This window comes from Mitsuokella multacida DSM 20544 (assembly GCF_000155955.1).
Lineage (GTDB): Bacteria > Bacillota > Negativicutes > Selenomonadales > Selenomonadaceae > Mitsuokella > Mitsuokella multacida.
Genome location: NZ_GG697142.2, coordinates 156,538 through 182,867, shown reverse-complemented (window position 1 = coordinate 182,867; position 26,330 = coordinate 156,538). Strand labels below are relative to the sequence as shown.

The window sequence follows — 26,330 nt, the reverse complement described above, 5'->3', positions numbered from 1 at the left end:
AATCATAAAGGCACAAAAAAGCCTCGCACAGATGTGCGAGGCTTTTTTATGCCTGGATAGATTCAGCTTCATCACTCGTAGCGCAGTGCCTCGATCGGGTCGAGCCGCGCGGCCTTGCGCGCGGGGTAGATGCCGAAAAAGAGGCCGATGCCCACGGCGAACGAGAACGACAGGACAATTGGCAGCAGGGTAATCGTCGTCTGGACCGCTCCCGTGCTCGAGATGACGTACGAAGCGGCGCAGCCCACGACGATGCCGATGAGGCCGCCGACGATGCCGAGGACCATCGACTCGATCATGAATTGCATCATGATGTTCTGGAACGTCGCACCGAGCGCCTTGCGGATGCCGATCTCGCGCGTGCGCTCCGTCACCGACACCATCATGATGTTCATGATGCCGATGCCGCCGACGAGCAGTGAGATGCTCGCGATCGCGCCTAAGAGGACCGTCATCATCGCCGTCGACTGGTTGACCGAGGCGATGATGCTGGCCGTGTTCTGCACGTGGAAGTCATTTTCCTTATCGCCCGTGATGCGGTGGCGCTGGCGCAGGAGCGTCGTGATCTCGTCCTGCACCTGGTCGATCTTCTGCGTATCCGTCGCCTGCAGGCTGATGGACTGGACGTAGGTGATGCCCATCATGCGCTCCTGCGCCGTGGTCAGCGGGATGTAGATGACATCGTCCTGGTCTTGGCCGAAGCCGGAGCTTCCCTTGGAAGCCAGGATGCCGATGACCTTGAACGGTTGGTTCTTGATGCGGATGTTCTTGCCGACCGGATTCTCCGTGCCGAACAGGTTCTCCGCGACTGTCGCGCCGATGACGGCCACGCGATTGCGCTTCGTCATGTCCTCCTTGCTGATGAACGAGCCATTGTCGACGGTCAGCGAGCGGATCTGCATGAGATCCGGCGTCACGCCCGTGACGGACGTGTTCCAGTTCTGGTTGCCGTTGACGACCTGGTACGAGGAGCTGACCGTCGGCGAGACGTACTGAATGTCCTTGATCTTCGCCTCGATGGCCTTGGCATCATCGTATTTAAGTGTCTGCATCGAGCCGGCCGCACCGCGCGGGCCGCCGCGGTTCGAGGAGCCCGGCATGATGGTGATGGTGTTGGCGCCGAGGCTCTCGAAGTTCGAGGTGATGCCCGTGCGCACGCCCATGCCGACCGAGACGAGCGCGATGACGGCGGCGACGCCGATGATGACGCCGAGCATCGTCAGGAGCGAACGCATCTTATTGGCCAAGAGCGCGTTGATTGCCATAACAAAACATTCCTTAAACAACATCCATGACCACACCCTTTCCTTCGTCGCGCGTGATCTGGCCGTCGCGCACGAGCAGCTGGCGGCTCGCACAGGCCGCGATCTCCGGTTCATGCGTGACGAGGATGATCGTGCGCCCCTTCTCGTGCATGTCCTCGAAGATCTCCATGATCTCCTTCGTCGACTTCGTGTCGAGGTTGCCGGTCGGCTCGTCGGCCATGATGATGTGCGGGTCGTTGACGAGTGCGCGCGCGATGGCGACGCGCTGCCGCTGGCCGCCCGAGAGCTCGTTCGGCAGGTGGTCGGCGCGGTCCTTGAGGCCGACGGCCTCGAGGAAGTGCATGGCGCGCTCCATGCGCTCCCTATGCCCGACGCCCGCGTAGATGAGCGGCAGGGCGACGTTCTCGAGCGCCGAGATGCGAGAGAGTAGGTTGAAGTTCTGGAAGACAAACCCGATCTTCTTGTTGCGCGTCCTCGCGAGAGCGTCGTCGTCGAGACCTGCGACTTCCTCACCATCGAGCTTGTAGGAGCCCTCCGTCGGGCGGTCGAGACAGCCGAGGATGTTCATGAGAGTCGACTTGCCGGAGCCGGACGGCCCCATGAGCGCGGCGAACTCACCCTTGTAGATGTTCGTCGTGATACCGTTGAGCGCCGCGAGCTCCTCGCCGCCGATGTGGTAGATCTTCTTGATGCCTTGGAGCTGTATCGTTGCGTACCGCTCCTCTGCTTTCTTTTCTTCTGCCATTGCTATCCCCCGCTTAGAACATGGGGCCGCCGCGCCTGCTGTTGCTCGAGGACGAGCTTGACGTCTTCTTCGCCGTGTACGTGCTGACGACATCCTCGCCCTCCTCGAGTCCAGAGAGGATCTCCACGTACTCATCGCTGTAGATACCCGTCGTCACATAGCGGTTCTCCTGCGAGCCGTCGGCATTGCGCACGATGACGTAGGAGCCGTTGGCATCCGTCTTGAGCGTCGAGATTGGCACGGCCAGCGTATCCGGCTTGTCGGCCGTATTGATTTCGACGCGCGCCGTCATGGCCGGCAGCAACTGGCTGTCTGGGTCGTCGACATCGAGTGTGACGTAGTAGTAGATGACGCTAGCCGACGATGATGAGGAGCTGCTCGAAGAGCTGGAGCTCGAGCTCGTATCCCAGGAATTGCTCGTATCCGTCTGCGAGATCTTCGTGACACGGGCCGTGAACGTCTTATCGGTGTAGGTGTCGACGGTGAACGTCGCCTGCTGGCCGACCTTGATGTTGCCGATATCCGTCTCATCGACCTTGGCCTTGATCTGCTTGCTCGAAAGGTCGGCGATGCGCATGATGACCGTCGGGTTGTCCGAGGTCGCGACGGCCATCGTGCCGACCGTCTTGGGCTCGCCGACAACTGTGCCGTCCATCGGCGCGAGGATGCTCGTCTCCGATGCGTCCGACTCCGCCTGCGCGAGCTCTGAGACCGCCGTGTCATAGTTCATCTGCGCGTCCTCGAGCTGCTTCTGCGTATCGGCGCCGATGCTGTAGAGGTAGCTGATGCGCTCGTACTCGGCCTGCGTGTTTGTGACCTTGTACTGTGCCTGGTCGCGCTTGGCCTCGTAATCCTTGGCGTCGAGCGTTGCGACCGTCTGGCCGGCCGTGACCTTGTCGTTCTCCTTGACGAGCACGCTCTTGAGGCGGGCCGTGATCTTGGAGCTGACCTCGACCGAGTCGACCGGCTGGATCGTGCCCGTCGCCGAGACCGTCGACTTCATGTCCATGCGGACGACCTTCGTCGTCTCGACGGCGGCAGCCTGCTGGGCGGCCTGCTGCCCCTCATAGTATCGGTAGCCGCCAAAGGCACAGCCTGCGAGGACGAGCGCTGCGATGGCGAGCTTGACTTTCCCGTTTATCTTCACTTCGTAACCTCTCCTTCTGCCAGATCCTGGATGACCTGAGCGGATGCATCGCTTGCAGCGGCCTTGGCCTCACTCACGACAGCATCTGCCGCTTTCTTTGCGAGTCCTTTCGTCTCCTTGTCTGGCTTGGCGTTCTCCGGCACAATGGGTTCCTGCAGGACGGCGCGCTCTGCCTTATCGGCGGCTGTCGCCGTCATCTTGGCCGCGGCCTCCTTCTCCTGATCCGTGAGCTCAATTCCCATGGCGTTCTCGACCGTCGCCTTGTAGCGCGCGTAGTCGTACTCCGCGCTGATGTAGTTGAGGCGCGCCGTCGAGAGGGCTTCCTGCGCGTCGATGATGTCGAGCATCAGGCCCTCGCCGGCACGGTACTTCTCGCGCGCGATGAAGTAATCTTCCTCCGCCTGCTTGACGGCATCGCCCGTGGAATTCAGGCGCTTCTCCGCCTCGCGCATGTTGTAGTATGCCTGGCGCAGCGAGAGGTCGATGTCCTCCTGGTCCTTCGTCAGTGTGAGCTTTGCGACGTCGCGGCTCGTCTCGGCCTCCTGGACCTTGGCGCGCGTCAGTCCGTTGTCCCAGAAGTTCCACGAGAGCGTTGCGCCAGCCGTGATATCGGAGTCGGAGCTCGTCGCGGGCTTGAAGGAATGCGACCAGCTCGGGCCGGCGCTCAGCGTCACACTCGGTCCGAAGTCCGCCTTTGCCGCCTTGACCTCATTCTCTGCCTGCTGGTACTTATAGAGGTCGATCATGAGGTCCTTGCGGTTCCGGTAGGCGTAATCGATGCAGGAGTCCATGTCGATGTTAAACTGGTCGTAAGAGAAATCCGATGTCAGGTTCAGCGGCTCACTGCGGTCGATGTTGAGGTAGTTGCGCAGCGTGGCGAGGTCCACCTCGTAGCTGTTCTGCGCCTTGATGAGGTCCTGCGCCGCATTGCTGAGCTCGACAGAAGAACGGATGACATCGATGCGCGCCTTCGAGCCGGCTGCGTAGAGCTGGCTGACATTCGTGTAGTGGTCCTGATACTTGTCGACCGTCTCCTGGCGCACGTCGACCGTGCGGCGCGCCTCGAGCGCATCGTAGTACGCCTTGATGACGTCGAGCTTGAGGTTCTCGCGACTGCGCTCCGTCGAGAGCTCTGCCGCCTTGAGGCCGAGCACACCGCTGTCGATGTTGGCCTCTGCCTTGCCACTCGTGTAGAGCGGATACGATGCCGTGACGCCAATCTCGTTCTTCGAGTCCGTGCTGGAGGAGCGCTTCAGGGTCGTATCAAGTGATTCAGTGCCCGTGATTTTCAGACCGTTATCGATCTTTTCCTGCTGCAGCTGTGCCCTTGCCGTGTCCTCGCCCTTCTGCGTGATGCGCAGGCTCGTGTTCTGCGCGAGGGCCAGATTGATGGCGTCCTGCAGGGAAAGGTCTGCGCAGGATGCAGACGGCAATCCGAGGAACATGGCAGCTGCGAGCAGCGCCACTCCCCTGCCGTACGATCTTCTCTTCATTTTCAATCCTCTCCTATGTACTGTACGATATGCGATTATACGATATGATGCAACAGATCCCTATTTTATGTTATTGTCATCAAACAAATATATGTTAGAATAAAATTGCTATCGTTATCCTATATGAAAGTTAAATATCTATTAAGAAAGGAACTTGTCCTATGAACCCGTATCTTGACCAGGCGCGCGAACTCCTGGGCCGCTTCTACGGCTACCGCGATTTCCGGCCCGCACAGGCGCCCGTGATCGAAAGCCTGCTCGCAGGGCACGACACGCTCGCCATCATGCCGACGGGCGCGGGCAAATCCATCTGCTTCCAGATTCCGGCGCTGATCTTCCCAGGCCTCACGCTCGTCATCTCGCCGCTGATCTCCTTGATGAAGGATCAGGTCGACGCCCTCATCGAGCAGGGCATCCCCGCCACCTACATCAACAGCTCACTCTCCCTCGCCGAGTCCGACGCGCGCCTTTCGGCCATTGCACAGGGCAGGTACAAGCTCGTCTACGTCGCGCCGGAGCGACTCGACACCAGCTACTTCCAATACATCCTCGACAAGCAGTCCATCTCGATGGTCGCCGTCGACGAGGCGCACTGCCTCTCGCAGTGGGGCCATGACTTCCGGCCGAGCTACCAGCAGATTGCGCCGTTCATCGCTGCGCTGCCGCGCCGCCCGCTCGTCTCTGCCTTCACGGCGACGGCAACGCCGGAGGTCCGAGCGGACATCGTGCGTCTGCTCGGCTTGCAAGAGCCGCACATCCATGTCACGGGCTTCGACCGGCCCAACCTCTACTTTGAGGTGCGCCGCGGTGAAAACAAGAAGGCCTTCATCGAGCGCTACCTCAAGAGCCACCCGAGCAACGCCGGCATCATCTACGCCGCGACGCGCAAGGACGTCGACGCGCTCTACAGCCTGCTCTCGCGCAAGCACTTCGCCGTAGGGCGCTACCATGCGGGCCTCAGTGATGAAGAGCGCGCGCAGGCGCAGGACGACTTCCTCTACGACAACGTGCAGGTCATCGTCGCGACGAATGCCTTCGGCATGGGCATCGACAAGAGCAACGTGCGCTTCGTCATCCACTACAACATGCCCAAGAACATCGAGGCGTACTATCAGGAAGCGGGCCGCGCGGGACGTGACGGCGAGCCCGGCGAGTGCATCCTGCTGTTCTCGCCGCAGGACACGCAGACCCAGAAGTACCTCATCGATGTCTCAACGGAGGACGAGGCGCGCAAGCGCCACAACCTCGGGCGCCTGCAGAAGATGGTCGACTACTGCCACACGCCGGAGTGCCTGCGCCACTTCATCATCCAGTACTTCGGCGAGAAAGATGCGCCTTCGACGTGCGGCAACTGCGGCAACTGCAAGGCCGGCCTCGAGGAGCAGGACGTGACGATTGACGCCCAGAAGGTCTTCTCCTGCGTCTACCGCATGCGCGAGCGCTTCGGCCTGACGCTCGTCGCCCAGGTACTCAAGGGCTCGTCGGACAAGCGCGTGCTCGCCCTGCACCTCGACACGCTCTCCACCTACGGCCTCATGAAGGAACGCAGCCTCGCGGACATCAAGCTGCTCATCCAGCGCTTCGTCGCGACGGACTACCTCGCCTTGACCGAGAGCAAGTACCCCGTCCTGACCCTGCAGCCCTCCGCCTATGCTGTCCTGCGCGGTCAAGCGAAGGTCCTGCAGGCCGTGCCGAAGGAGGTCACGAAGCAGGCCGAGATGCCGGAGCTCTTCGAGTACTTGCGCGCACTGCGCAAGGAAATCGCGCTGCGCGACCACATCCCGCCCTACGTCGTCTTCTCCGACGCGACGCTCAAGGACATGTGCGCCGTCCTGCCGAAATCGCGCGAGGAGATGCTGCTCGTCAAGGGCATCGGCGAGCACAAGCTGCAGAAATACGGCGAGGCGTTTCTCGCCTGCATCGCGGAACACCGCCCCAAAGACTGACAAGAGCAAAAAAGCGCAATGCCACGAGGCATTGCGCTTTTTCTATATCCGCCGTTACTGGAGCTTCTCTTTCAGGACTTCCTTGGCCTTCTCGAGCTGCACGTCCGTCGTCGCGCCCTCAGGCAGTTCTACCTCGACGTCCGGCTCGATGCCCGTGCCGTCGATGCAGCGGCCGTTCGGCGTGTAGTACTTCGCGATGGTCAGCTTGAGGCCGTCGTTATGGAGCATCGGCACGACGACCTGGACGGAGCCCTTGCCGTACGACTTCGTGCCGACGAGCGTCGCGGCGCCCGTATCCTGCAGCGCACCTGCGAGGATCTCCGAGGCGCTCGCGCTGTTGCCGTCGATCAGCACGACGATCGGGTACTTACTCTCTTCGAGATTCGACTCGTGGACCTCCTTCGAGCCGTCGCGCTCGACGACCGAGACGATGGGTCCCTTCGGCACGACCATATTCGCGATCTCGACGCAGCTCGTGACGAGACCGCCTGGGTTCTCGCGCAGGTCGATGATGAGTCCCTTCATGCCCTGTTCTTCGAGCGAGTCGTAGGCGGCCTTGAACTCCTTGCCCGTGTTCTCCGAGAACGAGGCGATGCGGATGTAACCCATGCCGTCCTCGAGCATCGTGCCCTTGGCCGTATCGATCTTGATGGTCGCGCGCTCGATCGTGTAGTCCTGCGTCTCGCCGTCGCGCTCGATCGTCAGGACGACCTTCGTGCCGACTTCGCCGCGGATGTGCATGGCAACCTCCTCCGGCTGCATCTCCGAGACCGGCGTGCCGTCGACGGCCATGATCTCATCGCCAGCCTCGAGGCCGGCATGCTGCCCCGGTGTATCGTCGAGGACAGAGATGATCGTGACCTTGCTGTCCTTGAAGCCCATCGTCACGCCGATGCCGCCAAACTCACCCTCCGTATGCTCCTTAAGCTGCTCGAACCGGTCGGCATTCATGTAGAGGGAGTGCGGGTCCCCGAGGGACTGCACCATGCCGGATATCGCGCCGTCCATGAGCTTCGTCTCATTGACATCTGACACGTAGCGCGCCTCGATGAAGCGCTTGACGCCGAGGAAGCGAACGATATCCGCGACCTCATTGCTGTGGATGCCAAAGGCGAAGCAGAGGCCGGCAATCGTCAGGAAGGACGAGAGCACAGCCGTCAACAGGACGCCGATGATAATTTTTTTCTTGCTCATGTTTTACATCCTCTTCAGAGAGATAGAGATAATCAAAGATAGGAATACGGGCTGACGGGCTCTCCATTCTGCCGCACTTCGAAATGGCAGTGCGGCCCCGTGGAATTGCCCGTCGAGCCGCAGTACGAGATGACCTGGCCCTGGCTCACGCTCTGCCCCGCGCTGACCGCCAGCGACTGGTTGTGGCCGTAGAGCGTCGTGATGCCGCCGCCGTGATTGATGATGACGGTGTTGCCGTAGCCGGAGACCCAGCCCGCGTACTCGACCGTGCCGCTCTGCGCCGCATGGATGGGCACGCCGTAGTCGGCGCCGATGTCGACGCCGCTGTGGAACTTCTGCGTGCCAGTGATCGGATGGACGCGCCAGCCGAACTCACTCGTCACGCTGCCGGAGACCGGCCAGATCATCGCGCCGCTGCCCGAAGGCGCCGCGCTGCCCATGCCGCGCTCCCGTATCATCTCGCCGATCTGGCGCGAAGCACGCATGAGCTCTTCATACTGCTGGTCGATGAGGGCTTTGTCCGTGCGCAGGCGCTCAATGAGCGCCTCGCGCCGCTTGACCTTCTCCTCCATGTCTGCGCGCGCCAGATGCGCCTTTTCCTCCTGCTCGGCCTGCGTCAGGCGGTCCTGTGCAAGGCTTGCCTGGCGCAGCTCGATGCTGTCCTTCTCCTCCTGCACGCCGCGCACGAGCGCATAGTCCTGGCGGATGATGCGCTTCAAAAGGTCCATGCGCGTGAGGAAGTCCTGAAAATCGTGCGCGCCGAACAGGACATCGAGGTACGAGACCTGCCCGTTGATGTAGATATCGCGCACGCGCCTACCGAGCCGCTCCTGCTTGGCTTCATAGTCCTTCTGCAGGGTGGCGAGCTCTTCTTCGTTCTGCTTGAGGCGCGCGTCCGTCGCATCGAGCTCTGCCTTGCGCGCTTCGTGTTCCTTGATGGCCGCGTCGGCCGCCTCGTCGAGCGCGCGCTTCTCCTCCGAGACGTTGTCGATCTTGCTCTGCAGTTCGTTGCTCTGCTGCAGCTTCGCTGCCGCCTGGCTCTCATAGCCGCCCTTGTCGTCTGAGAGCGCCGCCGCCAGGCTGACTGGCTCCAGCAGCAGCGAGAATACGAGCATCAGGGACGCGGCCCTGCCGCATCTATCCTTCATGTCAAACGCCCCCTTCCTCACACGCGCAGGAAGCGCTTGAGCGAGATGACCGAGCCGATCGCGCCGATGACAATGCCCGCCAAGAGGATTGCGAGCGTCACGTAATTCATGAACGGATACTGCGGCATCAGCGGGAAGAAGGCCAGCGTGCTGTAGATCTTGGCCGCCATCGCCGCGTAGAAGCTGCGCAGCGCGACGGCCGCGATGAAGCCGCCGATGCAGCCGAGCACGATGCCCTCTAAGAGGAACGGCCAGCGGATGAACCAGTCCGTCGCACCGACGTACTTCATGATGGCGATCTCCTTGCGCCGCGCGAAGACCGTCAGGCGTATCGTGTTGGAAATAATGAAGAGCGTCGCGCCGCCCAAAAGGCCCATGAGGACGAAGCCGAAGATGCGCATGAGCCGCGTGATGTCGAAGAGGTGCTCGACGACATCCTGGCCGTACTTCGCCTCCTCCACGCCCTGCATCGAACCGATGGCGCCGGCCACTGATTCGACGACAGATGGCGTCGTGACCGTCACCTCGAAGGCATCGGGCAGCGGGTTGTCTTCAGAGAGCGCGTCGAGCAGGTACTTCTGGTCACCGAGCCTCTCCTTGAGGCGCTCCTTGGCCGTCTCGCGGTCGACATAGGTGACCGAGTCAATGCCCTGCAACGACTCGATGTCGTAGCCGATCTGACGCTTCTCGCGGTCCGTCAGATGGTCCTCGAGGTAGACGCTGATCTGCACCTGTGACTCGAGCATGCCGGCCAGACGGTTCATGTTGAGCACGAGGATCAGGAAGACGCCGAGCACGAAGAGCGAGACAGCGACCGTGCCGATGGAGGCAAAGGTCATCCAGTTGTTGCGGCGCAGCGAGTGGAACACCTCCTGGATGAAGTACTCGCCCGTCTTAAGCTTCATAGCCGTAGCCTCCCTTCGCCTCGTCGCGCACGATGTGGCCGTCCTCGATGGCGATGACGCGGCGCTGCATCGTGTCGACGATGGTCTTGTCATGCGTGGCCATCACGATGGTCGTGCCGGCGAGATTGATGCGGTTGAAGATGTCCATGATGTCCCAGCTCGTCTCCGGGTCGAGGTTGCCCGTCGGCTCGTCGGCAATGACGATGGCCGGGTCGTTGACGATAGCGCGGGCAATCGCCACGCGCTGCTGCTCGCCGCCCGAGAGCTGCGAGGGGAAGCAGCGGAACTTATCGCGCAGGCCGACGACGTCGAGCACGGCGTTGACATTGCGCTGCATGAGGCGCCGCGGCGCCTCGATGACCTGCATCGCAAAGGCGACATTCTCAAAGACCGTCTTGTCCGGCAGCAGCCGGTAGTCCTGGAAGATGACGCCGAGACCGCGCCGCAGATACGGCACCTCGCTGCGCTTCATGTGGACGACATCGCGCCCATTGACGAAGAGGCTGCCGCTCGACGGCAGTTCCTCGCGGAACAGCATCTTGATGAAGGTGGACTTGCCCGCGCCGCTGGCGCCGACGATGAAGACGAAGTCTCCCGCTTCGATATCGACATTCACATGGTCGAGGGCCACAGCTCCATTCTCATAGATCTTCGAGACATCGCGCATGTGGATCATGGTTCTCTCCTTTACACCTCAGTACTTATATCTTGATTCAAAAAAGAGGACTCAGCGACGAGTCCCCTTCTCCTGATTGCCTATGAGCTGCAGTGCGAGCTCCGCATTGCGCGCCGCGAGGTCGCGCAGTTTTGCGAGGAGCTCCGCATTGCGCTTGCGGAACACCGCCTTGTCGTTCCACTTACGGCGGACCTCCGCCATGAGCTCGTCCGCCGTGACATCGTCAAGGCTGCCGACCGGCTTCTCCCCGATTGAGGCGAGGAAGCGGTCGATCTTCGGGTCGTACGAGACGCCGATCATCGGCACGCCCATGACGCCGGCGAAGATCAGTGCGTGCAGGCGGATGGCGAGCATCAAGTCCATGTTGCCGACGAGCGAGAGGAACTCACTCGTCGTGTACTCATCCTTGAGCACCGTACAGGGCTCATGCGTGCGCTCCGCGATCGACTCCGCCGCATGGACGTCCTCAGGGAACTGCATGGGCAGGAAGACGACGCGGGCCCCGAGCTCCCGCACGATGCGGTCCGAGACCTCGGCCATGACGTCCTTGAAGTGCGTCTCGTGCTGCCAGTTGCGCACAGAGATGCCGACGACCGGCTCTGCGCCATCGGCATGATAACGCTTGAAGATGGCGCGCCCGGCCGCCTTGTCGACCGGATGGATGGCGAGCACCGGGTCCGCCGTGCACTCGATCTTCGGCTTCGTGATGCCGAGCCTGGCAAGCTCCGCCAAGGAGCCCTTATCGCGCACGGTGATGAGATCGACGCGGTTGCCGATCACGCGCATCGCAAACTCTGCCAAACCGCCGATGATGGGGCCGATGCCCTGTGCATAGAGCATGACCTTCTTGCGCATGACGACGGCCAGGAAGATGATGGCGAGGTAGTAGTAGAGGCTCCGGCGGCTCGTCACATTCTGGAGCAGGCTGCCGCCACCGCTGATGAGCAGGTCGGCATGCCAGAGCGCTTTGATGATAGAAGGAATGCCAAGCCAGGAAATGGACTCCACACCGTGGCGCTCACTCGTATCAGCAGGGCTCGCCGAGATCACCGTGATATGAAGTTTTGGGTCGAGATCCCCGAGGACCTCCAGCATCGCGGCCAGCATCGCTTCATCGCCAGCATTCTTGGAGCCGTAATATCCCGATACGACAATCCTTCTCTCCATCAGTCTGCTTTACTCTCCTTTTTTTCAGCTGCATTAGCTTTGCGGGCTCTGGCCATGACAGCCTGCCAGAGCTCTACCAGAATCATCGCGACAGCGCCGATGCCAGCGCCGAGGACGATGCCCCCGATGCCGCGCATGAACGACATGTACACCGGCGTGCGCATGTGCGCGAACGTCTCGACCATCGATCCCTGTCCGATGGTCGCCACGAGGACGAGCGCAAAGAACACCATCGTCGGCCACTTGCGCAGCGCTGCCATCGCGGCGAGCATGAAGGCCGGATGGCCGATCATGAGCTCCTTCGTGCGCGGGCGGGCGTAGAAGGCCTGCTCGAGGAAGGCGCGGAAGCGCAGCTCTGTCTGCGAGACCGGCATGCCCGACGTATGGCCGCTGCGCGCGACAAAGACGACGCCCGCGACGAGCACGACGAACATGACGAGCAAGGTCTTGACCTTGACCGGCATGTCGAGGATGCGCTTCAATTGTTCGACGACGCCTTCCGTATCGTCCATGCGCCCGTCAAAGATGTCGAAGCGCTGCAGGAAGGCGATGCCGACGAGGATGAGCGGCAGGACAAACGTCAGCTTGATGCCGCGGAAGATGTTGAACTCGAGGAAGTACTGCGTGTCAGCCAGCGAGGCCGAGAGGTACGCCGCACCGATGTACGAGAGTGCACCCGTGACGAAGAGCGCGATGGCCGCCGTCACGATGAGGCGCGGCAGCGCGATGCGGGCCTTCTCCTTGTAGGCGCGCACGCGGTCGAGCTGGAAGATGACCGCGATGGCTGGGAAGACGTTCGCGCTGGCGAGCGCCGCGACGACGCGGATCTTCGAGCCATTGCCCATGAGGACCGGCACTGCTGCCAAGAGGCCGAAGACGACGAACAAGATGTACTGATAACGCGTGCGCGCATTGAGGCGCGGAATCACGAGCGAGAGATAGAGGACGCCTGCTGCCGCGACGCCGAGCATGACGATGGCGCGCAGGACCTTCGAGGCATTGTAAGATTCAAAGGTGCCAGCCTTGCCGATCGTGTAGCCATGCGCCACGAGCTTGTCGTGCGTCTCCTGGAAGTACTTCATGTTCGTTTCCATGAGGCTCATGTTCGGCGAGGGCTTGTCGTAGATGCGCAGCAGGTCGATGCGGATGTTGCGCTCCTCGTCCGTGTTGGACCAGCGCTCGACGGCCGTATCGATCTTGAGCTTCGGCTGCTCATCCTTCGGGATGGAATAAAGGCGTGCGACGTGGTCGTAGCCGAGTCCCTTCGCAATCTCCTCCATGCCGTCCTGCTTGTAGAACTGCAGCTGCGTGACCGCCTCGATGAGGCCGAGATTGATCTGGCGCTCCTTCATCTCGTCAATCGTCGTCTGCAGGGCCTTCGGCGCACCGAGCGACTGCTGGCCGGAGAAGACGATCTCCGACACGTCGAAGCCATCGAGGCGCGCAAAGACGGCCTTGACGTCATCCGGTGTGCAGTTCTCGTAGTTGCTCGGGCGCGCGAGGACGTGGAAGCCCGCATCGTTGACGGCCTTCATCTCATCCGTCGGCATGCCGAGGTTCATCTTGAGGAAGGAGTCATAATGCGCCTTGACCGCAAGGACTTCTTCATTCCCGACCTGCAGGACCGTCACGCGGTCACTGCCGAGGCGGCGCAGCAGGTCTTCCTTCACTTCTTTATAGGTCTGTGGATCGTGACCGACGACGTAGACTTCCTTGCCGTTGATCTTGCCGGAGGCAACGAGCTGGCGCCAGGAAGGGTCCTCGAGCGTTCCCGCATGGTAGCTCTCCAGGATCTTGCTGCCGTCGATTGCCGCAGCCTTGCCGTTGTCGTTGAGCTTCTTGAAGGTCGTCTCATAGACAGCCAGGGAGGAGATGCCCGCTTCCTTTGCTTTCTCGAGCACGACGCTCTCCGGCAGGCCCTCGCGCTGCGCGAGTTCCTGCAGCCCCTCGTAATCGATGGCGAGGTCGACCTGACGATTGGCGCGCTCTACCGCATTGCGCTGGAAGCTGATGGCCAGAGCCGCCAGCAGGCCAATGACGATGACCAGCACGAGCCAGCGATTGTATTTGAATACCTTCATCTAATCCACCTTATCTCAAAAACCATTATTCTTCACCCGCACGGACGAGGACACTGCCCTCCTGCTGATCCACCGAGACGATGCGCATCTTGAGCGGCAGCTGCTCCGGCTTCACGAGCGCGATGCGCCCGAGCGTATCGCCGAGCCGCGCCGTGCCGAAGGGCGAGTTCTGGATGTCGAACTGATCCGTGTCGAAGTACAGCGTCCCGTCATCCGCCACGATGTGGCCGACGAGCGAAAGCTGTGCCTTGTGCCCGAGGAGATTCGTATCGGCCGTCACGAGGACATTGTCATCCGTGATGTGCACCTCGACATTGTCCGCCTTGCTGATTTTGCGGGCCAGCGCCTCGCGCAGGCCGTTCTCGTCGAACATGGCCGTCAGGGAGAGTGCCTCGGCCTGCGAGAGTGCCAGGCGACCCTCCGAGAAAGCCCCGAAGTCAAAGACCGTATTGCGGCCGGAAAGCGCCATCTCGTGGACGCGCAGCTGGCCGACCTGTCCATCCTGGACCGTGACCTTGAGGCTGTCCGTCCGCCCGAGCAGCAGCTTGAGCCGCGGCGAAGCAGAGAGCTCCACCTCCACATGCGGCGTCGAGAATTTCTGGGAGAGACGGCTCTCCAGCGCGCTCTCGACAACGGGAGGCAGCAAGAGCTCTCCGAGCACGATTAATATTATGAAGAACAAGCCCGTAATAGTCAAGGCTTTTCGCAATTTCATCACCTGCCAATGGAACAAGGAGTCAGAAGCACTGCTCCTGACTCCTCTGAAAACAAGACTCAGATTTCATGATTTGCTTTCGCCGCGAGGAAGGCGCGGATGAACATATCGATATCGCCATCCATGACGGCCTGGACATTGCCCGTCTCGACATTCGTGCGGTGGTCCTTGACCATCGTGTACGGCTGGAAGACGTAGGAGCGGATCTGGCTGCCCCATTCGATCTTCTGCTGGTCGCCCTCGAGCTTCGCGAGCTCTGCTTCCTTCTTCTCCATCTCGAGCTCAAAGAGCTTGGCGCGCAGCATCTTGAGGCACTGCTCGCGGTTCTGGAGCTGAGAACGCTCGTTCTGGCACTGCACGACGATGCCCGTCGGCATGTGCGTCATGCGCACGGCGGATGACGTCTTGTTGATGTGCTGGCCGCCAGCGCCCGAAGCGCGGTACGTGTCGACGCGGACGTCCGACATATTGATGTTGACCTCGACATTGTCGTCGATCTCCGGCATGATGTCGCAGGCCGCGAACGACGTGTGGCGGCGTGCCTGCGCGTCGAACGGCGAGATGCGCACGAGGCGGTGGATGCCCTTCTCGGAGCGAAGGAAGCCGTAGGCGTTGTGGCCCTTGATGAAGAGCGTCGCGCTCTTGACGCCGGCCTCATCGCCCGGCAGCAGGTCAGCCGTCTCGACCGTGAAGCCGTGGCGCTCTGCCCAGCGGCCGTACATGCGCAGCAACATCTGCGTCCAGTCCTGCGCCTCCGTTCCGCCCGCACCGGCGTGCAGCGTCAGGATAGCATTGTTGGCATCATACGGGCCCGACAGGAGAACTTCGAGCTGCAGAGACTCAAGGCCCTCTGCGACAGCAGCGAGTTCCGACTTGACGTCTTCTTCCATGCTCTCGTCCTGCTCTTCCATGCCCATCTCCCAAAGGGTCTGCGCATCCTCGAACTTCGCGACGAGATTCTTGTACTTGTCGACGCTGATCTTGACGTCGTTGAGTTCCTGATTGATCTTCTGGGCCTTCTCTGCGTCATCCCAGAACGTCGGCTCACCCATCTTGTATTCGAGCTCGGCGATCTTCTCCTCTTTCGCCGGGACCTCGAGCGATTCGCCCATCTGGTCCAGCTTCGTCTTGAGTTCGCCAAGCTGCGGTTTGATATCTTCGAGCATAATATCCTTTCCTCTTTGTGATTGATGATTTATTCGTTCTTGCCGCAGCAGTTCTTGTACTTCTTGCCGCTGCCGCACGGGCACGGATCGTTGCGCCCGACCTTCTTGCCGTCCTTCGTCACGGGCTTCTTCTTGACCTCGGCGGCGCTGACCTCGTCACCATGCGAAGCCTGGGCGTTCTGCAGGTGATCCTGCAGCTGCGACTTCTGCTTCTTGATGATCTCTTCCATCTTGGCCTTGTCCTGCTCCGAAACGGCTTCCGGTGCAGCCGACTGCTGGGCATCCGCCTGCTTTGCCGCGGCTTCCTGCTGCTGTTCCGGCGTGATGATGCTCACGTGGTACATCAGCGAGGCAATCTGGTCCTGTATGTCGGCCTCCATCTCTTCGAACATGTCGAGCGCTTCGATCTTGTACTCGACGAGCGGGTTGCGCTGGCCATAGGCGCGCAGGTTGATGCCGTCGCGCAGCATATCCATGTGGTCGAGATGCTCCATCCACTTCTTGTCGACGACGCGCAGCATGACGACCTTCTCGAGCTCGCGCATGTTGTCCTCGCCAAAGAGCAGCTCGCGGTTGTGATAGCCTTCCTCCGCGAGTTTCTCGAGGCATTCCTGCAGCTCGTCGCGACTCATCGCAGCGAGCTCTTCCTTCTTGAGGCGGCCCTGCGGCGCGTAAATCTTCTCGGCATCCTCGATGAGGCCGTCGAGCTGCCACTCCTCCGGGTAGAGCTGCGCGTTGGCGTACTGGTCCATCTCCGCGCGGATGATGTGCTTGACCATGCCCATGATATTCTCACGCAGGTTCTCGCCGAAGAGGATCTTGCGGCGCTCGCCGTACATGACTTCACGCTGCTGGTTCATGACATCGTCATACTCGAGGACGTGCTTGCGGATGTCGAAGTTGCGTGCCTCGACCTTCTTCTGAGCGTGCTCGATGGAATTCGTGATGAGCTTGTGTTCGATTGGCTCATCCTCGTCCATGCCGAGCTTGTCCATGATGCCCGAGATGCGGTCCGAGGCGAAGAGGCGCAGCAGGTCGTCTTCGAGTGACAGATAGAAGCGCGATGCACCCGGGTCACCCTGACGGCCGGCACGGCCGCGCAGCTGGTTGTCGATGCGGCGTGACTCATGGCGCTCCGTGCCGATGATGAAGAGGCCGCCGAGCTCCGGCACGCCCTCACCGAGCTTGATATCCGTACCGCGGCCTGCCATGTTCGTCGCGATCGTCACGGCACCCTTCTGGCCGGCGCCCGCGATGATCTCTGCTTCCTTCTCGTGGAACTTGGCGTTGAGCACGTTGTGCGGGATGCCATTCTTCCGGAGGATGGCGCTGAGTTCCTCCGACTGCGTGATGGAGGTCGTGCCGATGAGGACCGGCTGCCCCTTCGCGTGCAGCGAAGTGACGGCACGGCCTACAGCCTTGTACTTCGCGCGCTTCGTCTTGAAGATGAGGTCCGGGTAATCCTTGCGGATGACCGGCTTGTTCGTCGGCACGACGATGACCGGCAGGTTGTAGATCTTGAGGAACTCGTCCTCCTCCGTCTTGGCCGTGCCCGTCATGCCCGCGAGCTTGTCGTACATGCGGAAGTAGTTCTGGAAGGTGATGGTCGCGAGCGTCTGGCTCTCGCGCTGAATCTTCACGCCTTCCTTTGCCTCGATGGCCTGATGCAGGCCGTCCGAGTAGCGGCGGCCTTCCATGAGGCGGCCCGTGAACTCATCAACGATGATGATCTCACCGTTGCGCACGACGTAGTCGCGGTCGCGCTTCATCAGCGCCTTGGCGCGCAGAGCAGCCGTGAAGCAGTGCGAGAGCTCGATGTTCTCCGGTGCGTAGAGGTTGTTGATGCCGAGGATCTTCTCGACCTTCGGAATGGTGTTGTCGGCCGGCGCGACCGTCTTCTGCTTCTCGTCGACCGTGTAGTCGATGCCTTCCTTGAGGCCAGAGACGGCCTTGGCCATGACGGCATACATGTCCGTCGACTTGGCGCCAGGGCCTGAGATGATGAGCGGCGTGCGCGCCTCATCGATGAGGATGGAGTCGACCTCATCGACGATGGCATAGTGGAGCTTGCGCTGGACCATCTGCTCCGGATAGATGACCATGTTGTCGCGCAGGTAGTCAAAGCCGAACTCGTTGTTCGTGCCGAAGGTGACGTCGCGGCTGTACGCGAACTTGCGCTCGGGGAAGTCCATGTCGTGCACGACGAGGCCGACCGTCAGTCCGAGATAGCGGTAGAGACGGCCCATGTCCTCGCTGTCGCGGCGGGCCAGGTAGTCGTTGACCGTGACCATGTGGACGCCCTCACCCGTCAGGGCATTGAGGTAGACCGGCAGCGTCGCGACGAGCGTCTTGCCTTCGCCCGTGCGCATCTCTGCAATCCTGCCCTCATGCAGGCACATGCCGCCGATGAGCTGCACATCGAAATGGCGCATGCCGAGCACGCGGCGCGAGCCCTCGCGGACGACAGCAAAGGCTTCGGGCAGGATATCGTCAAGCGTCTCACCATTCGCGAGGCGCTCACGGAACTTGTTCGTGTATCCCGTCAGCTTGTCGTCTGTCAGAGCCTGCATCTGCGGCTCCAGCGCATTGATCTTCTCGACCACCTTGCGATAGCGGGCAATCTCTTTATCGTTATTGTCACCTAAGAATCTCTTGATGAATCCCAGCAACCAAATCACTCCTTACTGCGTGTGGGGCTGCATGTGCTTCCCCTATAGTTAACCTACCTTACAATATTATCAGACTGACCTTTATAAGTCAATTTTCCCTTTGCTCTGCAGTGCAGGAGAGATGGCGGAAGTTCACCGGCTCGACCTCTGCCTTTCGCAGCGCCTCCCCGACGCGCGGCGAGAGGATGGCCGCGAGCTCCGCCTCAAAGTCATGCTGCCAGCCGCTGTCTTCCTGCAGCACATCGTTTTTCGTGCCGGGATGCATCATGACCTCCGTCGTCCCCTGTGGCAGATGCGCAATGAGGTGCAGGAGCTCGCCTTCGCTGACAGCCTCGCCCGCAACGATGCCGGCAAAATTATCCGGCGTCAAGAGGCCTCGGCGGTGCGCCTTGCAGGCGGCGAGGCGTGCAAGCGTGCTGAGGCCCAGGCGCCCGACGAGCTGCCCGAGCCCGCCAAACGCACCGGCAAAGAGCGGCGTGCGCGGCGTGCGCACGGCCCGGATGCCCGCGTGCGCCGCGAGGTCCAGGACGATGTCGATGATCCCCGGCAGTGTGTGCATGTGCTGATGGCTGTCCACATGCGAAATGGGAATCCCCGTCGCTTCAACCTTCTGGAGCTGCGCGGCGAGCTCGCGCCGGACCTCTTCGAGGTTGACGCCGCCCTTCAGATAGCGCTTGAGAAGCGCCGTGTGGTCCGGCAGGAAATCACCCTCTGCGCCGACGAGCGAGGGAATCTCCTCCGTCGGCAGGATGGGATGGCCGTCGACGAGCGTGAAGTGGACGCCGAGCCCGAGCTCCTCGTGGCGGCGCGCGATGTCGATGGCCCCCGCAAAGGCAGCGCCGCCCGGCATGACCGTCGCCGAGCGCAGGCAGCCGTGCACGAGCCCTTCCTCCACCGCCCGATTGATTTCCACATGACGGCCGAAGTCGTCGGCATTGATGATGATGTAGCGCAAGACAGGTACCTCTTCTTTCTTGATGCATGAAATAGATGGCATGGAAAAAGGAGCCCGCAAGCAGGCTCCTCTCATTTCAAAGTGTCAAAGTGGGTGTACAATCAGTTATCCGACTCGATGAGACCGTAGTTGCCATCATCGCGGCGGTAGACAACATTGACTGCCTCCGTCTCCGCATCGCGGAAGACGAAGAAGTTATGGTTCAAAAGATTCATCTCCATGATGGCTTCCTGGACATCCATCGGCTTGACGATGAAGTGTTTCGTCTTGACGACCTTATAGGTGTCGCTCTCATCATGAACGTCCGGCATCGGGCTCGACTTGAGCTCTTCCGTCTTGAACTGGCCAGAACGCAGGCGGCGCGCGAGTTTCGTCTTCTGTTTATGGATCTGGCGCTCTAGTTTCTCTACGACAAGGTCGATGGAGGTGTACATATCCATCGTCGATTCCTCGCCACGCAGCAGGATGCCACCGGGGATTGGGACAGTGACCTCGACGATGTGGCGGCCCTTCGAAACCGTCAGCAGCACCTTGATATCGCCGACGGAATCAAAGTATTTCGTGACTTTGCCAACGCGTTTCTCCACGTACTCACGCAGGGAAGGAGTGATCTCGATATTCTTGCCTCTTACAGTGAATGTTGCCATAAGACACATCCCCTTTCTTATTTCTATGCCGCCAAGCGGCACAATTTATTGAAGAAAGCAATGCGCCGGACACTGTTGGATGTTACAGTTTCCTATCCTATCCGAGAGATCCGAACGCTTTCTGTTTATATTGGTAGTATTCGCCAAAGCCGCAGGAATCCCTTCTTCCAAATCCGGAAAATCCAATTATTTTCTCGCAAATCTGGAACCCGGACAAAAAGAAAAGCCAAGTCCCGTCTCCGGGACCCGGCTCTTTTCATTCGTTCTTATGCCGTCTTGATGACGTTGGCAGCCTGCGGGCCACGCGCACCCTCGACAATCTCGAACTCGACATCCTGACCCTCATTGAGCGTCTTGAAGCCTTCGTCCTGGATTGCGGAGAAATGGACGAATACATCATCGCCACCTTCGCGAGCGATGAAGCCGTAGCCTTTCTCAGGACTGAACCATTTTACTTTGCCAACCATAATGATTCCTCCTACACAAATCAAAAACCGTCAGGATAATGGGCATCCTGATTCACTTTCGATTATACTGAGTCGTTGCGGGGTTGTCAATGGGATTGTTCCCTGTCAACACGACTGCATGTGAGGAATACCATTGTCTCATCTCCAAGTAGGACGGGCTGGCAATCTGTCACTCCGATATGGTTCTCAGCGATCTCAGAGACCTCAGAGGACTTTCGAGAGGAAGAGGCGCGTGCGCTCTTCTTTCGGGTGCTCGAAGACTTCCTTCGGGTCGCCCTGCTCGATGATGCGTCCGTCGTCGACGAAGAGTAGGCGGTCGCCCACCTCGCGCGCAAAGCCCATCTCGTGCGTGACGATGACCATCGTCATGCCCTCTTCGGCGAGCTTGCGCATGACGTCGAGGACTTCGCCGACCATCTCCGGGTCGAGTGCGGAAGTCGGCTCGTCGAACAGCATGACCTTCGGCTTCATCGCCAGAGCGCGCGCGATGGCGACGCGCTGCTGCTGGCCGCCGGAGAGCTGGCTCGGATAGGCGTCAGCCTTGTCGGCCAGGCCGACGCGTGCGAGCAGCTTGCGCGCCGTCTCCTCGGCCTCCTGCTTCGCGACGTGGCGGACCTTGATTGGGGCCAGCATGATGTTCTGGAGCACCGTCATGTGCGGGAACAGGTTGAAGCGCTGGAAGACCATGCCGACTTCCTCGCGCACCTTGTTGATGTTGGCCTCGCCGTCGAGCACGATGCCGTCGACGCTGACCTCGCCGGAAGTCGGCTCTTCGAGGTAATTCATGCAGCGCAGCAGCGTGCTCTTGCCCGAGCCGGATGGCCCGATGATGACGACGACTTCCTTCTCCTTGATCGTGAGGTTGATGCCCTTGAGCACCTCGACGTCACCAAATGATTTTCTCAGATTCTCAATGTCGATCATCCGTCTTGTATCTCCTCTCCAGATATGCTACGAAGCGGGAAATCGTCAAGGTCATGGCCAGGTAGATGACCGCGACGCTGAGCCAGATTTCCAGCGAACCATACGTCTTCGCGATGATCAGCTGGCCGCGGCGCGTGAGTTCCTCGAAACCGATGACCGAGACGAGGGACGAGTCTTTCAAGAGGGCGATGAACTCATTGCCGAGCGGCGGGATGACGCGCTTGAAGGCCTGCGGCACGATGATGTAACGCATCGTCTGCACCCAGGTCATGCCGAGCGAGCGGCCGGCTTCCATCTGCCCCTTGTCGATGGACTGGATGCCGGCGCGGAAGATCTCCGCGACGTATGCGCCCGAGTTGATGCCGCAGGAGCCGATGGCCGCGACGAACGGGTCGACGCGCTGGCCCGTGATGACCGGCAGTGCGAAGTAGACCAGGAAGATCTGCACGAGAAGCGGCGTGCCGCGGAAGAAGTCGACGTAGATTGCCGCGAGGACGCGCAGAAGCTTGATGCGCGAGATGCGCGCGATGCCGACGAAGAGGCCGATGACCACACCGAGGGCAACTGAGAGAGCCGTAATCTTGATCGTGACGCCAGCGCCCACGAGCAGGAGTGGGAAGGAGTTCACGACCAAATCGAAGTTAAAATGCATTTGCTTTCACCTTACCATTGGGATTCATAATTATTCATCTTCATCACAGAGAAAAACCTGTCTATTATTATATTTCCTGCCCTCTCTCCTGTCAATGAAAAAGGAAAAAGCAAAACACCACGCCGGAAGCGTGGTGTTTCTTTATGCAGGATAGGTGATTATTTCTGTCCACCGAACCATTTTGCATAGATCTTGTCGTACTCGCCGTTCTCTTTGAGCTTCTTGAGTGCTTCGTTGATCTTGGACTGCAGTTCCGTGTTGTCCTTTGCCAGAGCGATGCCGTAATCCTCAGCCGTCAGCTTCTCCTCGAGAGCCTTGACGCCCGTCTCACCGCTCTTCGTGATGTAGTAGTCGTTGACCGGACGGTCGTTGACGACAGCATCGACGCCATGGCCCTTGAGCTCCATGAAGCAGTCAGCCGGCGTGTTGAGTTCCTTGACCTCTACGCCGCCGAGCTTCTTGACTGCCTCAACACTCGTCGTGCCGATCTGGACAGCGACCTTGTGGCCCTTGAGGTCCTGGAAGCTCTTGATGGCCTGCTCATCCGAGCGGACGACCATCGTCAGGCCGGACTGGTAATACGGGTCCGAGAACGAGACGTTCTGCTTGCGCTCGTCGTTGATTGTCATGCCCGAGATGATGACATCGATGTTCTTAGCCTGCAGAGCCGGGATCAGGCCATCGAAGCCGATGTTCTGAACCTCGACCTCATAGCCCATCTCCTTGCCAATGGCGCGGATCAGGTCCATATCGAAGCCCTGGTATTCCTTCTGGCCTTCATCCTGGAACTCGAACGGCGCAAAGTCGATCGACGAACCGACCTTGAGCACCTTGGCGCTCGAGCCGCTGCCCGAGGATGCCGAATCACTGCCGCCGCAGCCAGCCAGCGCCAACGTCGCGAAAACGCAGGCTGCCAGAAGGACGAATAACTTCTTCAAATTCATAAAAATCCCTCTCTCTCTCAGATTTCCATAGCTTGCCGCTATTGATGGATCCTTTCAGAGAATGAGGCCCGGAAACGTATCCGGGCCTCATTGCTCTCTTACGCGACCTATTATAACATAATCGCGGATATCATGCCAGTCTCATGAAAAAATTTCAACCGACTGTCTCTCAGTGCTGTGCTCTTCTCTTGGTGAAGCAGTCACGGCAGTACACCGGGCGGTCGTTCTTCGGTTCAAACGGAACTTCCGTTTCTTTACCGCAATCTGCACAGACGACCTTGTACATCTGGCGCTGCTCGCCACCTTCGCGGCTGCGGCGGCGCTTGTCACGACAATCACGGCAGCGAGCCGGTTCGTTCTCGAAGCCCTTCTCAGCGTAGAATTCCTGTTCACCAGCGGTGAAGATGAATTCCTTGCCACATTCTTTGCACGTGAGTGTCTTGTCCTGGAAAGCCATAAGATAATCCCCTTACTGAAAAATTAGAATAACGTATTAGATGTCCGGTTCTCTCAATGCAGATATGCGAAGAAAATAGAACGTCTATAAACCAGTATATAGGCAAAGTCCGTAAAGTGCAAGTAATTTTTATTTCAAGATTTTTCTGTTATATTATACTGCAAAGAAAAAAAGCTGGGCAACCCCAGCTTTTTCTTTGCAGTATAAGCGCATCAGACGGCTCTGCGGCGGCGGATCAAAGTCCTGCCCTGCGGGCGCAGGATGCGGCAGCTGTTGAGCACGACGGCCAGTGTCGCCGTGTTGTGGATGACGGCTGCCCAGAGCGGGTTGATCTTGCCGAGTGCGCCGAGCAGCATGGCGCCACTGTTGACGAGAATCGTCGCCATGAAGTTCTGCTGGACGAGGTCCATCGTGCGGCGGCCGAGCCGCAGGGCCTCCATGAGGCGGGACGGGTCTTCCGAATGGATCGTGACGGCCGAAGATTCCGCCGCGATATCCGTCTGGCGCCCGCCGAGGGATACGCCGACATCGGCAAACGCGAGTGCTGGCGCATCGTTGATGCCATCGCCGACCATCATGACCGTGCCGCGCTGCTTGAGCTTGTTGACGTAGCTCGACTTGTCCTCGGGCAGGATCTCCGCATGGTACGAATCGATGTCCATGCTGCGCGCGACTTCCTGCGCCACGGCCTTGCTGTCGCCGGTCAGCATGACGATCTCATCGATGCCGTAGCGGCGCATCTGGTTCAGCGTCTTCTTCATCTTCGGGCGGATCGGGTCCTCGATGCCGATGACGCCGATGAGCTCGTCATTCCTTGCCACGTAGAGCAGGTTCTTGCCGATCAGGTCGACATCGAGCTGCTCGGTATCCTTGACACCGCTCTCGCGCAGGAACTTCTTGCTGCCAACGCGGACGACACCGCCCTTGAAGCCATCGAAGTCGGGGACTTCGGCCTGCATGCCGCGCGCGACGATGGTCTTGGAGCTCTTGTGATGCGGCGTCTGCCATTCGTGCTCTTTGACGTACTTCTGGATGGCGACGGCCAGCGGATGGACGGAGTGCATCTCAGCAGAAGCCGCGAGCAGGACGGCTTCTTTCTCCGTCACGCCGCTCGCCGTCTTGACGAACGCGATCTGCGGCACGCCGATCGTCAGCGTGCCCGTCTTGTCGAGCACGACCGTATCCGTCTCAGCCAGCGCCTCGATGTAGTTGCCGCCCTTGACGAGGATGCCGCGCTTGGCTGCGGCGCCGATGGCCGCCGAGATGGCCGTGGCCGTCGAGAGCTTCAGGCCGCAGGAGAAGTCGATGAACAGCAGGTTGAGGACGCGCTGCCAGTCCCGTGTCGCACCGTAGACGATGGCCGCACCGAGGAAGGAGATCGGGACGAGGAAATTCGCCATCTGGTCGGCGAAGTTCTGCACCGGTGCCTTGCGCGTCTGCGCCTCTTCGACGAGGTGGACGATGTGCGCGAGGCTCGTATCCTTGCCGACCTTCTCGACGGAGATGATGAGTTCGCCTGCTTCCACGACAGAGCCCGCGTAGACCGGCGACCCCTTGTGCTTCATGGCTGGGTTCGACTCGCCCGTGATGGACGCCTGATTGATGGCGGCATCACCGCGGATGACGCGGCCATCGATGACGATCTTCTCGCCGGTGTGCGCGGCGATGACGTCGCCAGCCTTGACCTGCTCGATCGGCACCTTGCGCTCGACCTCGCCGTCAACCAGCCAGACGTAGCGCTGGTCAAGGGACAGCAGGCCGGAGATCTGCGTGCGGGCACGCTCTGCTGCGTAGCTCGTGAGCATCTCGGCGCCGTTGGAGATGGCCAGCAGTGTCAGGCTCGACTCCGGCTTGCCGGCGAGCACCGAGGCAATGACGGCCGTGGCCGTCAGCGTATCGGCGTTCGGGCGGTGATCCTTGATCATGCCCTGGACGCCGTTCTGGATGAACTTGCGCGCGATTGCGAGCACGAGCAGGCTGCGCGCGACTTTCATGCTGAGGAAGAGCTGCGGCGAGGTGCGCTTCAGAATCTCCATGCCGGCAAAGCTGGCCAGCGAGAAGAGCGCATCGCGCCGGTATTCTGCCAGGCGCTCAGCCGGTGTCACAGCCGCTTCCTGCGCGCGGCGCACGGTCGCGATAGCCAGCTTCTGGATCTCACGGAACGGCAGGGCGCCCCGATACCAGATCTGGACGCGCTTGTCTGTGACCGTCACCGCCCTGACCGTGCGATAGCGGCGGATCTGCGCGGCCAGCAGCGCGCGTTCTTCACGCGGCAGTGCGGCCTGCAGATGAAGGTAACAACTCCCATACATCATACGGTACGCCATCCTCTCATCAATGACAGAGCCCACCAGAGCATCTGCGCTCCCGATGGAGAAGAATACGTCATGAGCACCTTGCGGATGCCCCGCAGGGCAAAGAGCAGCGACACGAGCGAGCTCATGTCGAACCAGCCGGCCGTGTGGCGGTTGATCCAGGCTGAGAATTCCCGGCCCGAGTTGCGCACGCTGCGCGTGATTCTGCCAGCATGCGATTCGTCGAGTCCGGCGCACTCCGCTTCCGCACCATCAGCCGGCGCTGTGGGGAACAGATGCTCCTTGAGCCAGGCTGCCAGCGCATCGACGCGCAGGCTGTCCGCCTCATCGAACTCGATGAGGATGCTGCCGCTCAAGGCGCTGACTTCACAGCTCTTGACAAAGTCCAGTGCTGCGAACCGCTCCTCCAAGAGCGTTGCGATGGACGGCGCGATGCGGGCCGCGCGGTAGCGGCGGCGCCCTGGCAGGGCCGATACGAGAGCAAAGGACGGCACAGCCCTCAAGGGCGCCGCCTGCGGCTTGGCGGCCGCCCAGCTGCGCCGCCCCACGGCAGCACGGCCGGATGAAGGCGTTGCGGAAGAGCCCCCGAACATCTGCCGGATACTCTTGCCGATCGCTGCCCCCATCATGAAACCAGATACGTACGACATAT

At 60.5% G+C, this 26,330-nt stretch carries 23 protein-coding genes; 1 reads left to right on the top strand and 22 read right to left on the bottom strand.

What is annotated here, in order from left to right; translation table 11 throughout:
- Positions 1 to 71: 71 nt before the first annotated feature.
- The 4 genes from MITSMUL_RS07675 to MITSMUL_RS07660 are packed head-to-tail and all read right to left on the bottom strand — an operon-like array spanning position 72 to position 4,650.
- Entirely contained in the window at positions 72 to 1,289 is a 1,218-nt protein-coding gene (locus MITSMUL_RS07675; RefSeq protein WP_005841483.1) for an ABC transporter permease, read from the bottom strand.
- The gene (locus tag MITSMUL_RS07670) at positions 1,279 to 2,010 is read right to left on the bottom strand and encodes an ABC transporter ATP-binding protein (protein ID WP_005841480.1); all 732 of its coding nucleotides are present in this window, start codon (positions 2,008 to 2,010) and stop codon (positions 1,279 to 1,281) included. Before MITSMUL_RS07670 ends, MITSMUL_RS07675 begins: the two co-directional genes overlap by 11 nt.
- A gap of 13 nt (positions 2,011 to 2,023) precedes the next feature.
- Complete coding sequence (locus tag MITSMUL_RS07665; protein ID WP_419537976.1) at positions 2,024 to 3,151, bottom strand: efflux RND transporter periplasmic adaptor subunit; 1,128 nt, start codon at positions 3,149 to 3,151, stop codon at positions 2,024 to 2,026.
- A 2-nt stretch (positions 3,152 to 3,153) separates the two neighbouring features.
- Complete coding sequence (locus MITSMUL_RS07660; RefSeq protein ID WP_005841475.1) at positions 3,154 to 4,650, bottom strand: TolC family protein; 1,497 nt, start codon at positions 4,648 to 4,650, stop codon at positions 3,154 to 3,156.
- 161 nt (positions 4,651 to 4,811) lie between these two features.
- On the opposite strand from MITSMUL_RS07660, the gene recQ reads away from it, so the two are divergent.
- Positions 4,812 to 6,596, top strand: coding sequence for a DNA helicase RecQ (gene recQ / locus MITSMUL_RS07655; protein WP_005841474.1), 1,785 nt, complete (start codon positions 4,812 to 4,814; stop codon positions 6,594 to 6,596).
- A 54-nt stretch (positions 6,597 to 6,650) separates the two neighbouring features.
- Here recQ and MITSMUL_RS07650 read toward each other — a convergent pair whose 3' ends face one another.
- The 18 genes from MITSMUL_RS07650 to MITSMUL_RS07565 form a co-directional block, all read right to left on the bottom strand.
- The gene (locus MITSMUL_RS07650) at positions 6,651 to 7,790 is read right to left on the bottom strand and encodes a S41 family peptidase (RefSeq protein WP_005841472.1); all 1,140 of its coding nucleotides are present in this window, start codon (positions 7,788 to 7,790) and stop codon (positions 6,651 to 6,653) included.
- Between the two features lie 32 nt (positions 7,791 to 7,822).
- The gene (locus MITSMUL_RS07645; RefSeq protein WP_040636034.1) at positions 7,823 to 8,938 is read right to left on the bottom strand and encodes a murein hydrolase activator EnvC family protein; all 1,116 of its coding nucleotides are present in this window, start codon (positions 8,936 to 8,938) and stop codon (positions 7,823 to 7,825) included.
- 17 nt (positions 8,939 to 8,955) lie between these two features.
- Positions 8,956 to 9,843, bottom strand: a complete 888-nt coding sequence (gene ftsX / locus MITSMUL_RS07640) for a permease-like cell division protein FtsX (RefSeq protein ID WP_005841469.1) — start codon at positions 9,841 to 9,843, stop codon at positions 8,956 to 8,958.
- Positions 9,833 to 10,519: a cell division ATP-binding protein FtsE gene (gene ftsE / locus MITSMUL_RS07635; protein WP_005841467.1), complete on the bottom strand. Its 687-nt coding sequence runs from the start codon at positions 10,517 to 10,519 to the stop codon at positions 9,833 to 9,835. The genes ftsX and ftsE overlap by 11 nt, the downstream gene beginning before the upstream one ends.
- 51 nt (positions 10,520 to 10,570) lie before the next feature.
- Positions 10,571 to 11,686, bottom strand: a complete 1,116-nt coding sequence (csaB, locus tag MITSMUL_RS07630; protein ID WP_005841465.1) for a polysaccharide pyruvyl transferase CsaB — start codon at positions 11,684 to 11,686, stop codon at positions 10,571 to 10,573.
- Entirely contained in the window at positions 11,686 to 13,767 is a 2,082-nt protein-coding gene (locus MITSMUL_RS07625; RefSeq protein ID WP_005841463.1) for a DUF5693 family protein, read from the bottom strand. The genes csaB and MITSMUL_RS07625 overlap by 1 nt, the downstream gene beginning before the upstream one ends.
- Positions 13,768 to 13,792: 25 nt before the next feature.
- Positions 13,793 to 14,482 (bottom strand): LmeA family phospholipid-binding protein, encoded by a 690-nt coding sequence (locus MITSMUL_RS07620; protein WP_005841461.1) that lies wholly within the window; start codon positions 14,480 to 14,482, stop codon positions 13,793 to 13,795.
- Between the two features lie 59 nt (positions 14,483 to 14,541).
- Positions 14,542 to 15,648 carry a peptide chain release factor 2 gene (prfB, locus tag MITSMUL_RS07615; RefSeq protein WP_005841459.1) on the bottom strand — a complete coding sequence of 369 codons (1,107 nt, stop codon included), beginning with the start codon at positions 15,646 to 15,648 and terminating at the stop codon, positions 14,542 to 14,544.
- Between the two features lie 29 nt (positions 15,649 to 15,677).
- Positions 15,678 to 18,317 (bottom strand): preprotein translocase subunit SecA, encoded by a 2,640-nt coding sequence (secA, locus tag MITSMUL_RS07610; RefSeq protein WP_147652974.1) that lies wholly within the window; start codon positions 18,315 to 18,317, stop codon positions 15,678 to 15,680.
- 88 nt (positions 18,318 to 18,405) lie between these two features.
- A complete protein-coding gene (locus tag MITSMUL_RS07605) occupies positions 18,406 to 19,314 on the bottom strand; it encodes a ChbG/HpnK family deacetylase (protein WP_005841455.1) in 909 nt (302 codons plus the stop codon).
- Between the two features lie 59 nt (positions 19,315 to 19,373).
- Complete coding sequence (gene hpf / locus MITSMUL_RS07600) at positions 19,374 to 19,919, bottom strand: ribosome hibernation-promoting factor, HPF/YfiA family (protein ID WP_005841453.1); 546 nt, start codon at positions 19,917 to 19,919, stop codon at positions 19,374 to 19,376.
- Positions 19,920 to 20,185: 266 nt separating this feature from the next.
- Positions 20,186 to 20,386 carry a cold shock domain-containing protein gene (locus tag MITSMUL_RS07595; RefSeq protein ID WP_005841449.1) on the bottom strand — a complete coding sequence of 67 codons (201 nt, stop codon included), beginning with the start codon at positions 20,384 to 20,386 and terminating at the stop codon, positions 20,186 to 20,188.
- A gap of 204 nt (positions 20,387 to 20,590) precedes the next feature.
- Positions 20,591 to 21,310 carry an amino acid ABC transporter ATP-binding protein gene (locus MITSMUL_RS07590; RefSeq protein WP_005841448.1) on the bottom strand — a complete coding sequence of 240 codons (720 nt, stop codon included), beginning with the start codon at positions 21,308 to 21,310 and terminating at the stop codon, positions 20,591 to 20,593.
- Positions 21,297 to 21,962, bottom strand: coding sequence for an amino acid ABC transporter permease (locus MITSMUL_RS07585; RefSeq protein WP_005841447.1), 666 nt, complete (start codon positions 21,960 to 21,962; stop codon positions 21,297 to 21,299). Before MITSMUL_RS07585 ends, MITSMUL_RS07590 begins: the two co-directional genes overlap by 14 nt.
- Positions 21,963 to 22,120: 158 nt before the next feature.
- Positions 22,121 to 22,906, bottom strand: a complete 786-nt coding sequence (locus tag MITSMUL_RS07580) for a basic amino acid ABC transporter substrate-binding protein (RefSeq protein WP_005841446.1) — start codon at positions 22,904 to 22,906, stop codon at positions 22,121 to 22,123.
- Between the two features lie 169 nt (positions 22,907 to 23,075).
- Positions 23,076 to 23,363, bottom strand: a complete 288-nt coding sequence (locus MITSMUL_RS07575; protein ID WP_005841445.1) for a zinc-ribbon domain containing protein — start codon at positions 23,361 to 23,363, stop codon at positions 23,076 to 23,078.
- 212 nt (positions 23,364 to 23,575) lie between these two features.
- Positions 23,576 to 25,678, bottom strand: coding sequence for a heavy metal translocating P-type ATPase (locus tag MITSMUL_RS07570; RefSeq protein ID WP_147652972.1), 2,103 nt, complete (start codon positions 25,676 to 25,678; stop codon positions 23,576 to 23,578).
- Entirely contained in the window at positions 25,675 to 26,328 is a 654-nt protein-coding gene (locus tag MITSMUL_RS07565) for an HMA2 domain-containing protein (RefSeq protein WP_005841440.1), read from the bottom strand. Before MITSMUL_RS07565 ends, MITSMUL_RS07570 begins: the two co-directional genes overlap by 4 nt.
- Between the last annotated feature and the right edge of the window lie 2 nt (positions 26,329 to 26,330).